This is a genomic window from Nesterenkonia sp. K-15-9-6, from assembly GCF_052656005.1.
On the sequence record NZ_JBQYEY010000004.1, the window covers coordinates 208,416 to 227,438 of the forward strand.

Here is a 19,023-nt window from a genome sequence, read left to right on the forward strand (position 1 = left end):
TCCGTCATGAATCTCAGAACGTTCGACGGCTCCGTCCGGTGAACCGCTGACATCAGCCCCGCTGATCTCGGCGGGGCACTGTGCGGGCCAGACAAGGAGTAATGTGGCCAAGGCCCGCGTACACGAGCTCGCCAAGGAGCTCGGCATCACGTCCAAAGATGCTCTTGCCAAGTTGCAGGAGATGGGCGAATTTGTGAAGTCCCCGTCATCCACGGTGGAACCCCCGGTGGCCAAGAAGCTCCGTGCGGCGTTCCCCGGCGCGAAGAAGGACGGCGCCAAGAAGGAGTCCTCCAAGGGCTCCGGCGCTCCCGCGTCGAAGGACGGGTCCCCGGCAGGCGCCTCATCGAAGCCTGCCCCGAAGCCCGGCGCAGGTTCTGCGCCGACCCCCAGCTCGGTCAAGCCCGGTGCGGTCAGGCCCGGTCCCAAGCCGGGGCAGAAGCCTGCTCCCGGCCCGGCCGAGCAGAAGCCCGCCGCCCAGGAGCCGCAGGCCCAGGAGCCTCAGGCTCAGGCGCCGAAGGCTCCTCGCGAAGACGGCGGCCCCTCGGCGCCCGCCCAGGGCACCGACGCCCCCCAGAAGGGCGCGCCCAAGCCCGGCGCCAAGCCGGGTGCCGGCGCTCCGAAGCCCGGCGGCTCCCGTCAGGGTCCGCGTCCGGGCAACAACCCGTTCGCCCCGCAGCAGGGTATGGGCGGCAGCGAGCGTCCGGCTCCGCGTCCGGGCGGATCCGGAGGCCCTCGCCCCGGTCCTCGTCCGGGCCCGCGCCCGGGCAACAACCCGTTCGCCCCGCAGCAGGGCATGCGCTCCGAGCGTGGCGGCGGCCCCCGTCCCGGCGGTGGCCGCGGCCGGCAGGGTGCCCCCTCGCAGGGCGGCCCGCGTCCCGGCGGTCCGCGTCCGGGCCCGGCCCAGGGCGGCGGAGCTCGTCCGAAGCCGTCCATGATGCCCGGCCAGACCCCTGCTCCGGCAGGAGGTCGTGGCGGGCCCGGCGGCGGTCCCGGCCGTCCTGGTGCTCCCGCCGGCGGTCCGCCGCGGGGTCGTGGTGGACGTGGACGCGGCGGCACGGCGGGCGCCTTCGGGCGCGGCGGTCCGTCCCGTTCGAAGTCCCGGAAGTCGAAGCGCGCCAAGCGCCAGGAGATGGAGCAGCGCCAGACCCGTGAGATCGGCGGCGTCCGCGTCCCCAAGGGCGACGGCACCACGATCCTGCGGCTGCGTCGCGGCTCCTCCCTGGCCGACTTCGCCGAGAAGATCAACGCCGAGCCGGCAGCACTGGTCACGGTGCTGATGAAGCTCGGCGAGATGGCCACCGCCAACCAGTCCCTGGACGAGGAGACCTTCCAGCTGCTCGGTGAGGAGCTGGGCTACAAGGTCCAGATCGTCTCGCCCGAGGACGAGGACCGTGAGCTGCTCGAGTCCTTCGACATCGACCTGGCGGCCGAGGCCGAGGCCGAGGACGAGGACGACCTGGAGGCCCGCCCCGCGGTGGTCACCGTCATGGGTCACGTCGACCACGGTAAGACCCGTCTGCTGGACGCCGTCCGGAACTCCAACGTCACCGAGGGTGAGGCCGGAGGCATCACCCAGCACATCGGCGCCTACCAGGTCCACGTGGAGCACGACGGCCAGGAGCGCGGCCTGACCTTCATCGACACCCCCGGTCACGAGGCGTTCACCGCCATGCGTGCCCGTGGTGCGAAGGTCACCGACATCGCGGTGCTGGTGGTCGCCGCCGACGACGGCGTCATGCCGCAGACGGTGGAGGCCCTGAACCACGCCAAGGCGGCCGATGTGCCGGTCGTGGTGGCGGTCAACAAGATGGACAAGGAGGGCGCCGCCCCGGACAAGATCCGTGGTCAGCTCACCGAGTACGAGCTGATTCCGGAGGAGTACGGCGGCGACACGATGTTCGTCGACATCTCCGCGATCCAGGGCACGAACATCGACCAGCTGCTCGAGGCGGTCCTGCTGACCGCCGACGCGGCGCTGGAGCTGACCGCCAACCCGTCCAAGGAGGCCCGCGGCGTCGCCATCGAGGCCAACCTGGACAAGGGCCGCGGTCCGGTGGCCACCGTCCTGGTGCAGTCCGGCACCCTGAAGGTCGGCGACAACATGGTCGCCGGCACCGCCTTCGGCCGTGTGCGTGCGATGTTCGACGAGAACGGCAACGCGGTCGAGGAGGCCGTGCCGTCCCGTCCGGTGCAGGTGCTGGGTCTGTCCTCGGTGCCGCGCGCCGGTGACAGCTTCCTGGTCACTCCGGACGACCGCACGGCCCGTCAGATCGCGGAGAAGCGTGAGGCCGCCGAGCGCAACGCGATGCTGGCCAAGCGTCGCAAGCGCGTGAGCCTGGAGAACTTCGACCAGGTCGTGGCCGAGGGCAAGATCGACACGCTGAACCTGATCCTCAAGGGCGATGTCTCCGGTGCCGTCGAGGCGCTGGAGGACGCGCTGCTGGGCATCGACGTCGGCGACGAGGTGCAGCTGCGGGTCATCCACCGCGGCGTGGGTGCGATCACGCAGAACGACGTCAACCTGGCCACTGTGGACAACGCGGTGATCGTCGGGTTCAACGTCCGTCCTGCGGAGCGCGTCCAGGACCTGGCTGACCAGGAGGGCGTGGACATGCGCTTCTACTCGGTCATCTACGCCGCCATCGATGACATCGAGGCCGCGCTGAAGGGCATGCTGAAGCCGGAGTACGAGGAGGTGCAGCTGGGCAGCGCGGAGATTCGCGAGGTCTTCCGCTCCTCCAAGTTCGGCAACATCGCCGGCTCGATCGTCCGGTCCGGCGTCATCCGCCGCAACGCCAAGGCACGTCTGGTGCGCGATGGCAATGTGGTGGCGGACAACCTGGCCATCGAGTCGCTGCGCCGCTACAAGGACGACGCCACCGAGGTCCGCGACGGCTTCGAGTGTGGTATCGGCCTGGGGTCGTTCAACGACATCAACGCAGGTGATGTCATCGAGACCTGGGAGATGCGGGAGATTCCGCGCTCCTGAGCGTCCTGTGACGCCTGACACCTCCGGGGATCGCATCCACGCGATGCGGTCCCCGGAGGTGTCCCTGTCTGGTCTGGGACTGTCCTAGGCTGGGTTTCATCTTTCGACTTTTCGAGGAGGCCATCATGGCTGATCCAGCACGCGCGGCACGGCTCGCGCAGCGCATCAAGGTGATCGTCGCCGAGGCGCTGCGCCGTCGGGTCAAGGACGAGCGCGCCGAGCTGATCACGGTCACCGACGCACGCGTCACCAATGACCTGCAGCATGCCACCGTCTACTACACCGTCATGGGCGACGACGACGCCCGCCGGAGTGCCGAGGAGGTGCTCGCCGCGCACCAGGGTGTGCTGCGGCACGAGGTCGGCCGGCAGCTGACCATCCGCCTGACCCCGACTCTGGAGTTCGTCGCCGACGAGATCCCGGAGTCCGCCGCGCATCTGGAGGACCTGCTGCGCAAGGCCAAGGAGCAGGACGAGAAGGTCGCCGCTCTGCGGGAGCAGGCCGCTCCGGCCGGAGGGGAGGACCCGTACCGTTCGCTCGCCGATGGTGAGTCCGCAGGGTCCGGCGCCGAGGGCGCCGCGTCCGAGGGGACCGACTCCGCTGACGGACGCTGAGGGGCTGCCGCACCTATGGGCAAGAAGCAGCGCGCCGAGGAGATCGCCGTCGGCTCCGGCCTGGTGCTGGTGGACAAGCCGGCCGGCTGGACCAGCCATGACGTGGTCGGGCGGATCCGTCGGCTGGCGGGCACCCGCAAGGTCGGGCACGCCGGCACCCTCGACCCGATGGCCACGGGGGTGCTCGTGGTCGGGATCAATCGAGCCACCCGGCTGCTGACCCATATCGTGGGGGTCTCCAAGACCTATACGGCGACCATCCGGCTGGGCCAGTCCACCACCACCGACGACGCCGACGGCGAGGTGGTGGCCACGCGGTTCGCCAATGCGGTCTCCCGGGAGCGGCTGGACGCGGAGGTGGCGGCCCTGACCGGGGAGATCCAGCAGGTGCCCTCCACCGTCTCGGCGATCAAGGTCGACGGTCGCCGCGCCTATGACCGGGCGCGCCGGGGCGAGGACGTGCAGCTGGCGGCCCGCCCGGTGACCGTGCACCGGTTCGACGTGCTGGAAGTGCGCCGTCTCGAGGGCGGCCGGATGGTCGACGTCGACGTGGAGGTGGACGTCTCCTCGGGCACCTACGTGCGGGCGCTGGCCCGTGATCTGGGGGAGGCCCTGGAGGTGGGCGGCCATCTGACCGCGCTGCGTCGCACGGCGGTGGGGCCGTACCGCATCGAGAACGCGCTGAGTCTGGAACAGCTGGCCGAGGACTTCGGCTACGTGGACCTTGCAGAGGCGGCGGCCCGGATCTTCTCCCGACGTGAGCTCACCCAGGAGGAGGCGGAGAACCTGGGCCACGGACGCAGGATCACCGCCTCCGGCACCGGGGCTGCGGGGGAGCCGGATCGCCTCACCGCGGCGTTCGGGCCCGACGGAGAGCTGATCGCTCTGCTCAAAGATGTCCCGGCGAAGAAGGGGGCCTCTGCCTCGGGCGATGCGGCCCGCGCCGCGGCTGCGGAGCAGGTCAGCTTCCAGGCGAAGCCGGAGCTGGTGTTCGCCCCGCAGTAGGGCGTAGATTTCTACAGGTTGTAGAGGTGGAGAGAATCGTCCAGGACCGTCCGGCAGGAGGAGCAGCATGACCCTGATGTTCATCATCGGCACGGTCGTGTGTGCCGCCTCCACACTGATCTGCTGGGTCATGACGGCGCTGCGCCGCCACCCGGCGGACACCTCGATCATCAGCCTCGCCGCCGTGGAGCTGTTCCTGGTGGTCTACGGCATCTACGCCGCCGTGCGTCAGCTGGGCTTCGATGCGTCCATCGCGGGGGAGGCCTGGGAGTTCTGGGGCTACGTGTTCACCGCCCTGCTGCTGCCGGCGGGAGTGTTCGTCTGGGCCATGATCGACAAGACCCGCTGGTCGAACCTGGTGATGAGCTTCGTCGGCCTGGTGGTGTTCGTGATGGTCTATCGCATGGAAGTCATCTGGTGGGGGAGCGCGACGGCCCCCTGCGCCTGCTGAAGAGAAGAGAGTGATGGTCCACAAGCATCTGAGCTCTGAGGACGGCCGCGACTCGGCCCCCGGCGTCGAGCGGCGGTCATCACCCACACCCCGCAACCGGGGGGTGGGCATGCTCATCATCACCGCCTATGGGATCTTCGCGGTCTCTGCCACCGCGCGGGCGCTGTATCAGATCCTCGCGCATTTCGAGGACGCCCCGGTGGCGTATCTGCTGAGCGCCTTCGCCGCCCTGGTCTACGTGTTCGCCACCCTCGCCCTGGCCCGCACGTCGGTACTGGCGTGGCGGGCCGCGCTGGTGGCGGTGCTGATCGAGATGGTCGGGGTGCTGGGCGTCGGGGCCTGGACGTATCTGGATCAGGAGCTGTTCGACGAGGCCACGGTGTGGTCGCACTTCGGGCAGGGCTATGGCTTCGTGCCCCTGGTGCTGCCGTTCATCGGCCTGTACTGGCTGTGGCGCCATCGTCCGGGGCGGGACGCGCCGGGGGCGCCGCCGTCGTCGGGAATGGGCGCCGGCTGACGAGTGCTCCATAATGGGGAGCGGCAATGACGCCGACGCACCACTTGCAGAACTGAGGAGACACGTGCACTATTGGAACGGCCTGGATGAGGTTCCCGCGGACCTCGGTCCGACGGCGGTCACCATCGGCAACTTCGACGGCGTCCACTTGGGGCATCAGGAGGTCCTCACTCAGCTGGCCGCCGCGGCCGCCGAGCATGAGGCCTCCGCCGTCGCCGTGTCCTTCGACCCGCACCCGGCGCAGGTGCACCGGCCGCACCAGTGCCCGGAGATGATCACCGGGGTGCAGGAGAAGATCTATCGGCTGGCCACCACCGGCATCGACGCGATGCTGATGATCCGTTACTCGCTCGACCTGGCCGCCCTGACTCCCGCCGAGTTCGTGAAGCAGTACTTCGTGGACGCGCTGAACGTCCGAGTGGTGGTGGTCGGCCATGATGTGCGCTTCGGACGCGGAAACACCGGCTCCTTCGAGACGATGGTGGAGCTGGGGGAGCAGTACGGGTTCGCCGTGGTCGGCGTCGAGGACTTCGGCCGGGACCGCCGGTGCTCCTCCACCTGGGTGCGGGAGGCGCTGGCCGCCGGTGACGTCGCCTCCGCCCGCGAGGTGCTGGGCCGGCCCCATGCGGTGCTCGGCGAGGTGGTCCACGGGGCCGCTCGGGGGCGGGAGCTGGGATTCCCCACCGCCAACCTGGGGCAGGACTCGGAGGGCATGATCCCCGCCGACGGCGTCTACGCCGGGTGGCTGACCGATGGGCACGGCAGGCGCTGGCCCGCAGCGATCTCGGTGGGCTCGAATCCCACTTTCGACGGCGTGCAGCGCGTGGTGGAGTCCTTCGTGATCGGCAGGCCCAAGGAGAAGGTGGAGGACTTCGACCTCTACGGCCAGCAGGTGCGGGTCGAATTCATCGACCGCCTGCGCGGCATGGTCGCCTTCGAGGGGATCCCACAGCTGATCAGCCAGATGGAGGAGGACGTGGCGCGCGCGAAGCTCACGCTGGGCACCGATGACCCGGAGCACCTGGATGCGCGGCCGGTCCCGGCGGTGGAGGGCTGAGCCCTGCCGCCCTCTCCTGAGCTGGGCCGTCCCGCCGCGGACCCTCCGCACCGTGCCGTCCCGAATCGGCCGAAGCTGAGACCGGGGGAGCAGGTCATCATCGCCGATCCCGATCGACGCCGCCTGCTGGGCGGGGCGTACGGCGAGCAGATGGGTCTCGCGGCGGCGCGTGAGTATGACGAGCTGCGGCCGCGGTACCCGCAGCAGGCCGTGGAGGCGATCCTCGGGTCGGTCTCGAGGGCCGCCGGCTCGCTGCGGGTGGCCGACGTCGGGGCGGGCACCGGCATCCTGACGCGCCAGCTGCTGGCGGCGGGCGAGGATCGTGTGGTGCGCGTGCACGCGGTGGAGCCCAGTGGCCCGATGACCCAGGTGCTGCAGGAGACCGTTGGCGACGAGGAGCTGCGGCGCAGGCTGCAGGTGCACCTCACCTCGGCGGAGGACACCGGGCTGGAGGAGGGCGCGGTCGACGTCGTGGTCGCCGCCCAGGCCTGGCACTGGTTCGAGACCGGGTTCGTGCAGCGGGAGGCGCATCGGATCCTGGCCGAGCGTGGAGTGCTGGCGATCGTCTCCAACCACCTGGACACCTCCGACCCGTGGGTGCACCGGCTGACCCGCATCATGCGCGCCGGGGACGTGCACCGTCCCGGCTGGAGCCCTCCGCTGGACCCGCGGCTGTTCGCGCCGCCGCGCACCGAGGAGTTCACCTGGTCGCGGCGGCTGACCGCCGACGACGTCCGCCGCCTGGCCGCCACGATGAGCTCCTGGCTCCGGGCCGGTCCGAAGGAGCGTGCCCGGCGTCGGGAGAACCTGGACTGGTACCTGGACGAGCACACCGGGCTGGCCGGCGACGACGTCGTCGAGCTGCCGTACCTCACCGTGCTGCACACCGCGCAGCGCCGGTGAGGTCCGGCAGGGGCGGGCGCTGTCAGGGCTCGCTCACGAGGCGTAGTGCACGCGCCAGGGATAGGTGTCGGGGTCCATCGGAGGATCCGTGGGCGGAGGCTCGAACGAGCGGACACGAGTCTGCACCTCGTACGCGGTGCCAGTGATCACGTCGCTGGCGACCACACGCCAGCCGCTGGTGATGTCGGTCCAGCTCGACTGGGAGGTGCGCCCTCCGGAGCTGGGAAGGAAGCACACCCGAGCCTCCACTCGATTCTCGCTGCCGAGAGTGTGGCGGACATTGATGTCGCGGCACCGGCTGCTGGTGGTGAGATTGCGTGATGTCACGATGACTCCACTGCGAGCGTGGCTCCGACTTCTCGTCACCGCGTTCGCGTAGCAGCCGGTGGAGGCTTGGACCTCCTGCGTTCCGGACGAGCTGAGGGCCAAGGGATTCTCGGCGTTGACCTCGTCCCATCCGGAGCCGGCGGATGAGTGGGATGCGGTGCCGTCCTCCGGAGGTCCGGCGTTGTCGGCATGCGCCGCGGCGGCCGGAGCCAGCAGGAGTGCAGCGACCGCGCCCAGGGAGAGGGTCTTGGTCATGGTTCGCATGGGGGTTCCTTTCATGGGCCGCGGCCCGGAGCGGGCCTGTTTCTTGGGGACACCATCAGCATCCTTGAACGTCCTCACACATTGATCACATGCTGTTCACGCCTGTCGTTCTCCGGAGGGGGCGTTCGGCTCCGATGGGCTCAGCAGGCCCCAGTCGATGTCTTCGACGTCGCCCACCCGGTCGTAGTCGGGTTGCTGGGCATCGTCGGTGGCGGCCGATGCCAGTGCGGCTCCGGAGAACAGGGCGGCGCCGGTGAGTGCGCCCGTGATGAGCAGTCTGCGGTGATGCCTCATGGGAGTCCTTTCGTCAGGGGTCCGTTCTTGGCTGCAGGCAGGGGCGCTGCCGCTGAGAGCACCACTGTCACGGACCCTCCTCACATCTGGATCACATCCTGCTGTCATGCTGGGTGCGGGGTTCGCGCCTGCACCGTTGAGGGCTCCATTCGCTCCGATCCGGGCATGTGCGGTAAAGTGGAGCGTTGCTGTGCTGCAGTCCGCGGTGGCCAGCACCGGATGCCTGTGGGGCGGATGCTCCCCAGGTTCCGGCACCTGATCGCGGTACAACCATCAAGGAGCAATCCCATGGCTTTGGATCCCGCTGTCAAGCAGGAGATCATCAAGGAGTACGCGACCCACGAGGGCGACACCGGTTCGCCTGAGGTCCAGGTCGCCGTGCTGACCCGTCGGATCAGCGACCTCACGGAGCACCTGAAGTCGCACAAGCAGGACCACCACACTCGTCGTGGCCTGATGATCCTGGTGGGTCGCCGTCGCCGCCTCCTCAAGTACCTGCAGAACACTGACATCGAGCGGTACCGTGCGCTGATCAAGCGCCTCGGCATCCGCCGCTGAGTGTCTGAAGGCACCAGAGCAGGCGTGCAGACGCTGATACCAAGCTGACGGAACAGGTGGCTCCACACGCGGTCGAATGACCGTGGGAGTCACCTGTTCTGTATGCGAGACTATGAGAGACAGGCACGCCGGTGCCGAGCTGGACCCCATGTGCTCCGGTCCTCGGTAGTGGCCTCCGGGAGCCGCGCGTGATGCGCAGGCAGCCCGTGGGCTTCGATCGATGGCCGTCATATGGCCTGATCCACCTCCTCCCACCGGCGGCCGTGCCTGTCTGTTCGACAACAGAGAGGAGACACCTGCCATGCAGGGTCCCGAGGTTCACTATGCCGAGGCCGTGATCGACAACGGTCGATTCGGCACCCGCACCATCGAGTTCGAGACCGGACGGCTGGCCAAGCAGGCCGCCGGGTCGGTCCTGGTCACCCTCGACGAGGAGACCACCATCCTGTCCGCCACCACGGTGGGCAGGTCCCCGCGCGAAGGCTTCGACTTCTTCCCCCTGACGGTGGACGTCGAGGAGCGCATGTACGCCGCCGGGCGCATCCCCGGCTCGTTCTTCCGCCGTGAGGGTCGCCCCACCACGGACGCGATCCTGGCCTGCCGCCTGATCGACCGTCCGCTGCGCCCGGCCTTCAAGAAGGGCATCCGCAACGAGGTCCAGGTCGTGGAGACCATCCTGTCCATCAACCCGGACGACCTCTACGACGTCGTGGCCATCAACGCCGCCTCCGCCTCCACCCAGCTCTCCGGTCTGCCGTTCTCCGGCCCGATCGGCGGCGTGCGTGTGGCGCTGATCCACGACTCCGAGGGCCCCCAGTGGGTGGCGTTCCCGAAGCACTCGCAGCTGGAGAACGCCGTGTTCGACATGGTCGTGGCCGGCCGAGTGGTCGGTGACGACATCGCCGTGATGATGGTCGAGGCCGAGGCCAGCGACAACTCCTGGAAGCTCATCAAGGAGCAGGGCAAGACCGCCCCCACCGAGGAGATCGTCGCCGAGGGTCTCGAGGCCGCCAAGCCGTTCATCAAGGTCCTGTGCGAGGCCCAGGCCGACCTGGCCTCCCGCGCGACCAAGGAGCCGGTCGAGGTGCCGTTCTTCCTGGACTACGAGGACGACGTCCTCGAGGCCGTGAAGGCCGCCGCCGAGGAGAAGCTCACCAGCATCTACCAGATCGCGGACAAGCAGGCCCGCGAGACCGCCGACGCCGAGCTGAAGGCCGAGCTGGTCGAGAAGCTGGCCGGCGAGGGCCAGCAGTTCGAGGGCCGCGGCGGCGAGGTCGGCAAGGCCTTCGGCGCGGTGACCAAGCAGGTCATCCGCCAGCGCATCCTGCGCGACCAGGTCCGCATCGACGGCCGCGGGCTGACGGACATCCGCCAGCTGACCGCCGAGGTCGAGGTGCTGCCGCGGGTGCACGGCTCGGCGATCTTTGAGCGCGGCGAGACCCAGATCATGGGTGTCACCACGCTGAACATGCTGAAGATGGAGCAGTCCATCGACAGCCTGTCGCCGGAGACCAAGAAGCGCTACATGCACAACTACAACTTCCCGCCCTACTCCACCGGTGAGACCGGTCGTGTGGGCTCCCCGAAGCGCCGCGAGATCGGCCACGGTGCGCTCGCCGAGCGCGCGCTGGTCCCGGTCCTGCCGTCGCGCGAGGAGTTCCCCTACGCGATCCGTCAGGTCTCCGAGGCGCTGGGCTCCAACGGCTCCACCTCGATGGGCTCGGTCTGCGCCTCGACGCTGTCGCTGCTCAACGCCGGTGTGCCGCTGAAGGCCCCGGTGGCCGGCATCGCCATGGGCCTGGTCTCCGACGAGGTCGACGGTGAGACCCGCTACGCGGCGCTGACCGACATCCTGGGTGTGGAGGACGCCTTCGGCGACATGGACTTCAAGGTCGCCGGCACCGAGGAGTTCGTCACCGCCATCCAGCTGGACACCAAGCTCGACGGCATCCCCGCCTCCGTGCTGGGTGCCGCCCTGAAGCAGGCCCGTGAGGCTCGCCTGCACATCCTGAGCGTCATCAACGCCGCGATCGACTCCCCGGACGAGATGTCCGAGTTCGCCCCGCGCATCATCTCGGTGATGGTCCCGGTGGACAAGATCGGTGAGGTCATCGGCCCGAAGGGCAAGATGATCAACCAGATCCAGGAGGACACCGGCACCGACATCTCCATCGAGGACGACGGCACCGTGCTGATCGGCGCCACCAACGGGGAGGCCGCTGAGGCCGCGCGCAGCGCGATCAACGCGATCGCCAACCCGCAGGTCCCGGAGGTGGGCGAGCGTTACCTGGGCACGGTCGTGAAGATCACCACCTTCGGTGCGTTCATCTCGCTGACCCCGGGCAAGGACGGCCTGCTGCACATCTCCGAGCTGCGCAAGCTCAACGACGGCAAGCGCGTCGACGACGTCGAGGACGTCGTGGGCGTGGGACAGAAGCTGCAGGTCGAGATCACCAAGATCGACGACCGCGGCAAGCTGTCCCTGGCTCCGGTCGTGGACGAGGACTCCGACGGCGAGGACAAGCAGTCGGTCAACCAGGTCCTGGTCGACGCCGAGTGATGTTGCTGCGCTGACACCGGTGCTGACATCAGCGCCAGACTGACCTCGTCAGCCGAGTATGACGGCCGGTGGCCGTTCCCCTGTGCGGGAGCGACCACCGGCCGTCGTCGTGTCTGGGCGGGGTATGGTGAGGCTGCTGGCCCCATATGACGGAGCTTCGGCCGTCGGCTCGGCGTGGCGCCGGAGAGACGCCGTCGCTCGCGGCCACCAGAATCGTGGCGGAGCCCGATGAGAGGACACCGATGCGTTCACCGATACTCGACTATCTGGACACCTTGATCGCCGAGACCCAGCACGTCGTGGAAGGGCAGCCGGCGGACTACATCCCCGAGCTGGCCGCTGCGGACCCGGAGAAGGTCGCCGTCGCCCTGTGCACCGTCAACGGCACGGTCTATGCCAGCGGGGATACGGATCATCACTTCAGCATCCAGTCGATGTCCAAGCCCTTCGCCTATGCCCTGGCGATCGAGGACCATGGGCTCGCCGGGATCCGGGATCTCATCGGCGTGGAGCCCAGCGGGGAGGCGTTCAACGAACTCTCGCTGGACCCGGAGACGGGCCGGCCGCGGAACCCCATGATCAATGCGGGGGCGATCGCCACCCACGCGCTGATCAGCTCGGAGGAGACCTCTGGGCTGGACCGGATCCTGGAGTTCTTCAGTCGGCTCACCGGGCGAGACGTGGGCCTCGACGACGCCGTGGCCGCCTCTGAGCTGGCCACCGCGGACCGCAACCTCGGTCTGGCCTACCTGCTGCATGCCTCCGGGCAGCTGGACGGCGACCCTCAGGTGTCCGTCGAAGGGTATGTGCAGCAGTGCGCGGCCTCGGTCACGGTGGCGGATCTGGCGCTCATGGCGTCGACGCTGGCCAACGGCGGTGTCCAGCCGCACAGCGGGGAGAGGCTGCTGTGCCGGGAGAGCACCCGCCACCTGCTCAGCGTGATGGCCACCTGCGGGATGTACGACGCCGCCGGAGACTGGCTCACCACAGTGGGGATCCCGGCCAAGTCCGGTGTGGCCGGCGGGATCATCGGTGTGCTGCCGGGACAGATCGGAGTGGCGGTGTTCTCCCCGCGGCTGGACCGGCACGGCAACAGCGTCCGCGGTGTCGCGATGATGGAGCGGCTCTCCGAGGACCTGGGCCTGCACCTGATGGAGGCGAGCCGTCCCGCCCGCTCGGCCCTGCGGGAAACCCTGCGCGTCACGGTGGAGGATCAGCCGGCCACTGTCTATGTGCTGCAGGGCGACCTGGTGCTCAGCAGCATCGAGGCGCTGGTCCACGAGCTCATCGAGTCTCCGCCCTCCACCGATCTGGTCGTCTTCGACATGGCGCGGGTCGACGAGGTCCTGCCCGTGGCGCGGCGGACCTCCTCCGAGATGGCGGCGAAGCTGCTCGATGAGGGGCACCGGATCATCATCGTGGACCCCGAGTCCACGGTCGCCGACTTCACGGACAGCCGGGGTCGGGGGATCGAACGGTGGAGCCCGGAGCGGCTGGAGTCAGCGCTGGGGTGAGCTCCGAGTGGGAGGTGGGAGGGCGGCCGGGGCGGCGTGTGTCGGAGGGCTGCCGTAAGGTTGCCTTCACCAGTCGGACCGGGGCAGGGGGTCCCGACGCCGGCCGGTCGCCTCGGGCAGCAGCGCGGGGTGATCATTCGCATTCGTGAGGAGAACGACCATGCACCCCTACCCTGAGAGTGCCGTCCAGGCACCTCCCCAGAAATCATTCGTGGTGACCTGGTTGCTGTCCTGGCTGTTGGGCGGCCTGGGAGCTGACCGCTTCTATCTCGGCAAGATCGGCACAGGTGTGCTGAAGCTGGTGACACTGGGTGGCTTCGGCCTCTGGTACCTGATCGACCTGATCATGGTCCTCGCCGGGGCAGCCCGCGACTCCGCAGGGAGGCCGCTCGAGGGAAGCCGCAGCTCCCGGACTGTGGCCTGGGTCGTCACGGCCGCCGGTGTCATCCTCGGCGGAGTGATGGGCATCGTGCTGGGGGCTGTGGCCGCCACTGGGGTGCAGGAGGCCGCCCGGATCGATGACGACGCCGTCATCCAGGAAGACGACGACGCTGAGGTGGTCGAGGCGGCCGAGGAAGAGCCTGCCGAGGACGCCGAGGAAGGTGCGGCCGACGATGAGGCGGCGGACGCTGCCCGTGAGGACGAAGAAGCTGAGGAGGCGGAGGAGACCGAGGATCCTGAGGAGGCCCAGGAGGACGAGGCGTCGACTGGCGACGCGTCCTGGCTGGCCGACCAGTTCGGCGAGTTCGAGATGATCGAGGAGTCGGGGTCGGGCGACGCGGTGATCAGCCTGCCCGAGGACGGCACCGGCGGCATCGTGACTGCTGAGCACAGCGGCAGCAGCAACTTTGCACTGACCGTTCTGGACGCGCAGAACCAGTCCACCGCTGAGCTGCTGGTCAATACGATCGGCCAGTACTCCGGTTCCACCGCATGGGGCGTCATGTCCTTGGGTGACGGCGTGAGCATCCAGGTCAGCGCAGATGGTCCGTGGAGCATCACTGTCGAGCCGTTCAGCGCGGCCGAGCCGATGCCGGGCTCTGGCTCCGGCGACGGCGTGTACCTCTACGACGGCGGTGCTGCCACACTGCACGTCACTCACAACGGGCAGAGCAACTTCGTCGTGACGGAGGAGACCGACGACCTGTTCAACCTCGGGCTGCTGATCAACGAGATCGGCCCCTACGAGGGGTCGGTGGCCATCCAGGAGGGGCCGTCGCTGATCGTGGTCCAAGCGGACGGCGAGTGGACGTTGTCCACCGACTGACCTGAAGTTCGGTACACGCAGAATGCACGGAGCTGCTGATCGTGAAGGTCAGCAGGGTCGGTGGTTGTTCACCTGCTGGATGGACGACCACCGATTCACACTCCGCACCTTAGGCCGCTCTGAAATCGCGCTAGTCGAAGTAGTCAGCATCGACCTGAAGGACAGTGTGCGTCTTCTTCGGCTGAACGCCCACTCGGTGCTTGAGCATCAGCGAAGTGAATCGTGAGCCATCAATGAGGATGATTCTGCTCTGAACTGCTTCGGCGTACTGCCAGGCCTCGTCGGTGAACTCGCTCGTGGTGAGGAATACGCCGCGGGTGGCGCTTCGGCCCTGCAGAGCGCCGACGAACGCTTGAATCTCCTTGCGTCCGACCTTATTGCCGGTCGCATAGCGCTTGGCCTGGACGTAGATCTGGTCGATTCCGAGAGCATCTTGGTCGATGACTCCGTCGACACCGCCGTCTCCGGGACCACCGATCCGTCGCCCTCGCTTCTCGGCGCCGCCGTACCCCATCGAGAGCAGGAGATCGACCACTGCCTTCTCGAAGAAGTCGGGATGACCCTCCTGCAAGCGCTCAAGAAGCTCTGCTTCCAGATTCTCGTCGATCCTTTGGATCGAGTCTTCGATGACCTCTTCGGGGTCGGCAACGATCTCTCCGTTCCCGACAGCGGAGTCCTTCAGCGGCGCGGGGTCTTGTGCTTCGGCGCCGTGGGTGCCTTTCGTCGTGTGGGGCCAGTACGGTTTGAACACCTCGCGTGCCAGCGAGTAGTCGAAGCCACCTTCGTACAGTTTCATGGCCCTGCGGCCAGCATCGTTGATGCGGTAGTTGCCCCGGCTCGGGCGATCCACCCAGGAGGCCTTTGCCAAATTGGCCAGAGTCCAACCCATGCGCTGTTCGAAGCGAGTCATTCCGGACGCCAGCCGCTCCTGCAAGGCCTCATCGCTCAAGTCCATTTCCTGGGCAACCCGGCGGATCAGCTCGCGACGCTGAAGTTCTCCGGCCCTCTCCAAGATATGGAGCGTTGCGAGGATGAATTCCGGCCACGTTGGAACCAAAGTGGTGCCCGAGGCTTCCACGGTGCTCAAGATCAAGCTCCTTGCATACGCACGACGTCCAGCTGGCGTCCAGTCTACGGCGCGATGCCGCGCGGCTGGTCCTCCCAGGGTGCGCGGGCGTCGCGGAGCTGACCGCCGCCGGTGCGCACTGCGTGCAGGGCCAGGAGCCCGACGACGGCGGAGGGGTTGTGGATCTGCCCGGAGAGCACTGCGTCCACTGCCTCGGCCAAGGGGACCCAGGTGGGGATGATCTCGGCCTCTTCGCCGTCTCGGGTGTGGCGGTCCGCGTCGGGGACCTCCGTGAGGCCCTGGGCCAGGTAGACCCGGATGCCTTCGCTGGAGGCGCCCGGGCTGGAGTAGAAGTCCACCAGAGTGTGCCAGGTCTCGGCTCGAAGGTCCGCCTCTTCGGCGAGCTCCCGTTGGGCGGTTTCCAGCATGGGCTCCCCGTCGACGTCGAGCAGCCCGGCGGGCACCTCCCACAGGTGCATGCGCACCGGGTGGCGGTACTGGCGGATCAGCAGCACCCGGTCCTGGTCGTCCACCGGGAGTACAGCCACCGCGCCCAGGTGCTTCAGGTAGGACCGGTGCAGTGTCTGCTGCTCGGCCCCGAAACGGAACGAGTCCTCTACGAGGGTGAACAGACGGGCGTCGTGGTGGGTCACGGAGGAGTCGACCGGGTGCTGGGTGGGGGAGTCATGGACACTCATGGGCTCACCCTATCCCTGGGTCGACGGTGGTCGGGGGCGTTCTGCTTGTATGTTGTGCAGTGGCGAGCAGAGAGGCGGAGCAGATGTCACAGGCTCATCGCGGCGCAGCGGGGACACCCTTCTGGGTGGTGGCTCTGCTGCTGTTCAGCGCGGGCTGGGCGGCCAATCACTTCGCCTCGATGCTGCCTGTGCTGCGGGTGGAGGGAACGCTGTCCGCGGTGGCGGTGAACTCCGCCTTCGGCGTCTACGCGGTGGGCCTGCTGCCTGGGCTGCTGGGCGGCGGTGGACTGGCCGACCGGATCGGGCCGCGGCGCGTGGTGCTGGCCGGAAGCCTCACCGCCGCGCTGGGCAATGTGGTGATGATCTTCGGTCATACCGAGCCGTTCATCCTCACCGGCCGGTTGATCGTCGGTGTCGGGGTGGGCCTGGCAGTCAGTGCGGGCACCGCCTGGGCGGCGAGCCTGCGCGGCACCACCGGCGCGGCGTTGGCTGGGCTGATCCTGACTTCGGGCTTCGCCGCCGGCCCGGTGATCACCGGGGCGCTGGCCGCGGTGCTGCCGACGGCGGCCCGGCTGAGCGTGCCGTATGCGACGACGGCGGCGCTGAGTCTGCTGGCGGTGGCCGCGGCGTTGCGGTCAGGCAGGTACGCCACACCGCCTGCCCCGGACGCCGCCTCAGACGCGGACCCGATGTCGGACCGGGGCGAGGCCCCGAAGACCACGGCAGGTCCCCAGCGAGGCGCGGCCCGGGCCCTCTCGGCCGCGCTGCCGATGGCGCTGTGGGTGTTCTCCTGCGCGACGGTGGCGTTCGTCGTGCTTCCCTCCCGCCTTCCAGCCTCCGAGGAGCTGCGCATGCTCCTGCCCGGAGCCGCGGCCGCGCTGGCGTTCAGCGCAGGACTGGGAATGCAGGTGCTGGCCCGACGCCGGCGGTGGGGACCGGGCGCGGGAGCGGCCGGTGCGCTCCTGGCGGCAACCGGGTTCGCCCTGGTCGCCGGGGGAGGGCACGCCCCGCCGGTGTGGCTGTTCCTCCTCACCGTCCCTGTCCTGGGCGCGGCCTATGGGCTGTGCCTGCGGGAGGGGCTCGTCGACGTGGACACCCTGGCGCCGCCGTCGTCGCGGGGCCTGGTCATCGGGGTGTACTACACGTTCACTTACTTGGGCTTCGGCCTGCCGGTGCTGTTGGAGTCCCTGGACCCGGCCCTGGGCCCTTCGGTGCCGCTGCTCTGGCTCGCCGGGGCCGCCGGCGTCGTCGCGGTGCTGCGGGTGGTGCAGATCCGGTTCACAAACCACCTCACCCGGTAGCCGGACGACTCGGTGGGGCGTGGTCATGCCTCGCAGGGCCTGGTCATTCCTCGCGAGGGCGGGCGAGGTCGTGTAGGGCGGGGCCTTCGAGTCGTGTGCCGTCGGGGGCGAAGCGGGATCCGTGCAACGGGCAGTCCCACGAGAGCTCGGCATCGTTCCAGCGCAGGATCCCGCCCATATGCGGGCAGATGGCGGAGACCGCACAGGTGGTGCCCTCCACTGTGGAGACCCCCAGCGGCCGGCCGTGGCGCTGTCCCACCACGCCCTGGCCCTCCTCGGGGGCCTCATGGGGCAGGGAGGTCAGTTCCGCCGAGGCCCAGCCGGCAGCCATGCGTGCTCCGACGATCACGTTGTCCTTGACCCCGGTGGCGACGTCGGCCGCGCTGGTGGCGTGCCCGCTCAGCGTCTCAGCCCAGCGCGGCGTGTGGCCGTGGATCTCGGCGGTGATGGCCAGCGCGGCGGCCACCGCATTGGTCATGCCCCATTTGTCGAACCCGGTGGCGGAGAGGACCCGTTCCTCACTGTGAGGAAGGGCCCCGACCAGGGGAATCTGGTGGACGCTGCGGTACTCCTGGGCGGACCAGGTGTGGGTGCGCTGTGCGCCGGGGTAGTGCTGCTGGACCCAGGCGTCCAGATCCGCGACGGCGGCAGCGTGCGAGTCCGCGCGACCCGCACGGTGGTCGTTGCCACCGACCAGGAGCAGCTCCTCGCCGTCGTCGGTGGGTACGCTGCGCAGGGTGCGGTCGGGGGAGTCGATGGTCAGGTGCATGCCCTGCGGCAGGGAGAGGCCGGTGGGCAGGCGGTAGGTGGAGGCGTAGGAGCGATGGGCGGAGACGGTGGCGAAGTGCCCTCCCCGGTCCAGCACCGGCACGCCGGTGGCGAGCACCAGGTGGTAGGTGCCGACTTCTCCGGCGCTGGTGTCCAGGGCCAGGTATTTCTCCTGGCGGGGCCCGAGACCGGTGACGCGGACGCCTTCCACGAGGAGCCCGTCGCGATCCAGCAGCTCCTCGGCCAGGAGTCGTAGCACAGGCATGGGGTCGATCTGCGCCTGGTCGCGCATCCTGATGGCTCCGGCGACGTCGAACGGCAGGTCAGGGGGCTCGGCCCAGTCGACGTCGAGACCGGCGGCCTGGGCCGCGGCCAGCTCCGCGTGGAGTGTGGCCATGCCGTCCTGGGTGGTGGCCAGGGTGTAGGCGTCCCGCAGCTGATAGGGGACTCGGTGTTCGTCCAGGTGGCGCAGCAGCCAGGCCTGGCCCTCCTGGTTGGCCTCCACGTAGGCGCGCAGGACGTCGTCCGACTGATGCTTACGGATGCGGGAGAGCACGCTGCCCTGCAGCAGGGACACCTTGCCGGTGGTGTGGCCGGTGGCCAGCGACCCCACGCTGCGCGCCTCCAGCACGGCGACATCCTTGCCGGCGCGGGCCAGCAGCACCGCCGTGGTCAGCCCGGTCAGCCCCGCCCCGGCGACGACGACGTCGTGCCACTGGTGCGGGCCTTCGGACCCCGAGGTGCGGATGGTGGGGGAGGTGTCGAGCCAGTAGGAGCGCATGGGGTCCTCCGCCTAGGGCATGTCTGACAATTATGTAGCGCCCGTCCTGCGAGACTGAGTAGATGTCGAGGTTCCAGGTGCTCTCCGAT

17 protein-coding genes are annotated in these 19,023 nt (G+C 69.0%); 12 read left to right on the top strand and 5 right to left on the bottom strand.

Translation table 11 applies throughout. The features are described 5' to 3' along the window. Nucleotides 1–103 precede the first annotated feature (103 nt). From infB to SD455_RS04375, 7 genes are all read left to right on the top strand, one after another. Entirely contained in the window at nucleotides 104–2,989 is a 2,886-nt protein-coding gene (infB, locus tag SD455_RS04345) for a translation initiation factor IF-2 (protein ID WP_311023715.1), read from the top strand. A gap of 125 nt (nucleotides 2,990–3,114) precedes the next feature. Continuing rightward, nucleotides 3,115–3,603: a 30S ribosome-binding factor RbfA gene (gene rbfA, locus SD455_RS04350; RefSeq protein ID WP_445507347.1), complete on the top strand. Its 489-nt coding sequence runs from the start codon at nucleotides 3,115–3,117 to the stop codon at nucleotides 3,601–3,603. A gap of 15 nt (nucleotides 3,604–3,618) precedes the next feature. After that, nucleotides 3,619–4,608, top strand: a complete 990-nt coding sequence (gene truB / locus SD455_RS04355; RefSeq protein WP_445507348.1) for a tRNA pseudouridine(55) synthase TruB — start codon at nucleotides 3,619–3,621, stop codon at nucleotides 4,606–4,608. 67 nt (nucleotides 4,609–4,675) lie between these two features. Next, entirely contained in the window at nucleotides 4,676–5,059 is a 384-nt protein-coding gene (locus SD455_RS04360) for a hypothetical protein (RefSeq protein ID WP_445507349.1), read from the top strand. A 13-nt stretch (nucleotides 5,060–5,072) separates the two neighbouring features. Then, entirely contained in the window at nucleotides 5,073–5,576 is a 504-nt protein-coding gene (locus SD455_RS04365; protein ID WP_445507350.1) for a hypothetical protein, read from the top strand. A 64-nt stretch (nucleotides 5,577–5,640) separates the two neighbouring features. Further along, nucleotides 5,641–6,633 carry a bifunctional riboflavin kinase/FAD synthetase gene (locus SD455_RS04370; protein WP_445507351.1) on the top strand — a complete coding sequence of 331 codons (993 nt, stop codon included), beginning with the start codon at nucleotides 5,641–5,643 and terminating at the stop codon, nucleotides 6,631–6,633. A 150-nt stretch (nucleotides 6,634–6,783) separates the two neighbouring features. Then, a complete protein-coding gene (locus SD455_RS04375; RefSeq protein WP_445507352.1) occupies nucleotides 6,784–7,536 on the top strand; it encodes a class I SAM-dependent methyltransferase in 753 nt (250 codons plus the stop codon). A 33-nt stretch (nucleotides 7,537–7,569) separates the two neighbouring features. Here SD455_RS04375 and SD455_RS04380 read toward each other — a convergent pair whose 3' ends face one another. Then, nucleotides 7,570–8,127, bottom strand: a complete 558-nt coding sequence (locus SD455_RS04380) for a hypothetical protein (RefSeq protein WP_445507353.1) — start codon at nucleotides 8,125–8,127, stop codon at nucleotides 7,570–7,572. Between the two features lie 96 nt (nucleotides 8,128–8,223). Next, entirely contained in the window at nucleotides 8,224–8,421 is a 198-nt protein-coding gene (locus SD455_RS04385; protein WP_311023727.1) for a hypothetical protein, read from the bottom strand. A 288-nt stretch (nucleotides 8,422–8,709) separates the two neighbouring features. On the opposite strand from SD455_RS04385, the gene rpsO reads away from it, so the two are divergent. The 4 genes from rpsO to SD455_RS04405 all read left to right on the top strand — a co-directional run bounded on the left by rpsO (nucleotide 8,710) and on the right by SD455_RS04405 (nucleotide 14,320). Then, nucleotides 8,710–8,979 carry a 30S ribosomal protein S15 gene (gene rpsO / locus SD455_RS04390; protein ID WP_179542370.1) on the top strand — a complete coding sequence of 90 codons (270 nt, stop codon included), beginning with the start codon at nucleotides 8,710–8,712 and terminating at the stop codon, nucleotides 8,977–8,979. Nucleotides 8,980–9,280: 301 nt separating this feature from the next. After that, entirely contained in the window at nucleotides 9,281–11,539 is a 2,259-nt protein-coding gene (locus tag SD455_RS04395) for a polyribonucleotide nucleotidyltransferase (protein WP_445507354.1), read from the top strand. A gap of 242 nt (nucleotides 11,540–11,781) precedes the next feature. Continuing rightward, nucleotides 11,782–13,053: a glutaminase gene (locus tag SD455_RS04400; protein ID WP_445507355.1), complete on the top strand. Its 1,272-nt coding sequence runs from the start codon at nucleotides 11,782–11,784 to the stop codon at nucleotides 13,051–13,053. A gap of 160 nt (nucleotides 13,054–13,213) precedes the next feature. Continuing rightward, nucleotides 13,214–14,320 carry a TM2 domain-containing protein gene (locus SD455_RS04405; RefSeq protein ID WP_445507356.1) on the top strand — a complete coding sequence of 369 codons (1,107 nt, stop codon included), beginning with the start codon at nucleotides 13,214–13,216 and terminating at the stop codon, nucleotides 14,318–14,320. A gap of 130 nt (nucleotides 14,321–14,450) precedes the next feature. Here SD455_RS04405 and SD455_RS04410 read toward each other — a convergent pair whose 3' ends face one another. Further along, complete coding sequence (locus tag SD455_RS04410; RefSeq protein ID WP_445507362.1) at nucleotides 14,451–15,398, bottom strand: restriction endonuclease; 948 nt, start codon at nucleotides 15,396–15,398, stop codon at nucleotides 14,451–14,453. Nucleotides 15,399–15,451: 53 nt separating this feature from the next. Next, the gene (locus tag SD455_RS04415) at nucleotides 15,452–16,084 is read right to left on the bottom strand and encodes an NUDIX domain-containing protein (RefSeq protein WP_445507357.1); all 633 of its coding nucleotides are present in this window, start codon (nucleotides 16,082–16,084) and stop codon (nucleotides 15,452–15,454) included. An 83-nt stretch (nucleotides 16,085–16,167) separates the two neighbouring features. Here SD455_RS04415 and SD455_RS04420 point away from each other — a divergent pair, with 83 nt between their 5' ends. Continuing rightward, a complete protein-coding gene (locus SD455_RS04420; RefSeq protein ID WP_445507358.1) occupies nucleotides 16,168–17,385 on the top strand; it encodes an MFS transporter in 1,218 nt (405 codons plus the stop codon). A 43-nt stretch (nucleotides 17,386–17,428) separates the two neighbouring features. Here the strand turns inward: SD455_RS04420 and SD455_RS04425 are convergent, their stop codons facing one another. After that, nucleotides 17,429–18,934 (bottom strand): FAD-dependent oxidoreductase, encoded by a 1,506-nt coding sequence (locus SD455_RS04425; protein WP_445507359.1) that lies wholly within the window; start codon nucleotides 18,932–18,934, stop codon nucleotides 17,429–17,431. Nucleotides 18,935–19,023 lie beyond the last annotated feature (89 nt).

Coding starts and splice junctions, on each gene's coding strand:
- rbfA (WP_445507347.1), top strand. CDS start 3,115: ATGGCTGATCCAGCACGCGCGGCACGGCTCGCGCAGCGCATCAAGGTG.
- truB (WP_445507348.1), top strand. CDS start 3,619: ATGGGCAAGAAGCAGCGCGCCGAGGAGATCGCCGTCGGCTCCGGCCTG.
- SD455_RS04360 (WP_445507349.1), top strand. CDS start 4,676: ATGACCCTGATGTTCATCATCGGCACGGTCGTGTGTGCCGCCTCCACA.
- SD455_RS04365 (WP_445507350.1), top strand. CDS start 5,073: ATGGTCCACAAGCATCTGAGCTCTGAGGACGGCCGCGACTCGGCCCCC.
- SD455_RS04375 (WP_445507352.1), top strand. CDS start 6,784: ATGGGTCTCGCGGCGGCGCGTGAGTATGACGAGCTGCGGCCGCGGTAC.
- SD455_RS04380 (WP_445507353.1), bottom strand. CDS start 8,127: ATGCGAACCATGACCAAGACCCTCTCCCTGGGCGCGGTCGCTGCACTC.
- SD455_RS04385 (WP_311023727.1), bottom strand. CDS start 8,421: ATGAGGCATCACCGCAGACTGCTCATCACGGGCGCACTCACCGGCGCC.
- rpsO (WP_179542370.1), top strand. CDS start 8,710: ATGGCTTTGGATCCCGCTGTCAAGCAGGAGATCATCAAGGAGTACGCG.
- SD455_RS04395 (WP_445507354.1), top strand. CDS start 9,281: ATGCAGGGTCCCGAGGTTCACTATGCCGAGGCCGTGATCGACAACGGT.
- SD455_RS04400 (WP_445507355.1), top strand. CDS start 11,782: ATGCGTTCACCGATACTCGACTATCTGGACACCTTGATCGCCGAGACC.
- SD455_RS04405 (WP_445507356.1), top strand. CDS start 13,214: ATGCACCCCTACCCTGAGAGTGCCGTCCAGGCACCTCCCCAGAAATCA.
- SD455_RS04415 (WP_445507357.1), bottom strand. CDS start 16,084: ATGAGTGTCCATGACTCCCCCACCCAGCACCCGGTCGACTCCTCCGTG.
- SD455_RS04420 (WP_445507358.1), top strand. CDS start 16,168: ATGTCACAGGCTCATCGCGGCGCAGCGGGGACACCCTTCTGGGTGGTG.
- SD455_RS04425 (WP_445507359.1), bottom strand. CDS start 18,934: ATGCGCTCCTACTGGCTCGACACCTCCCCCACCATCCGCACCTCGGGG.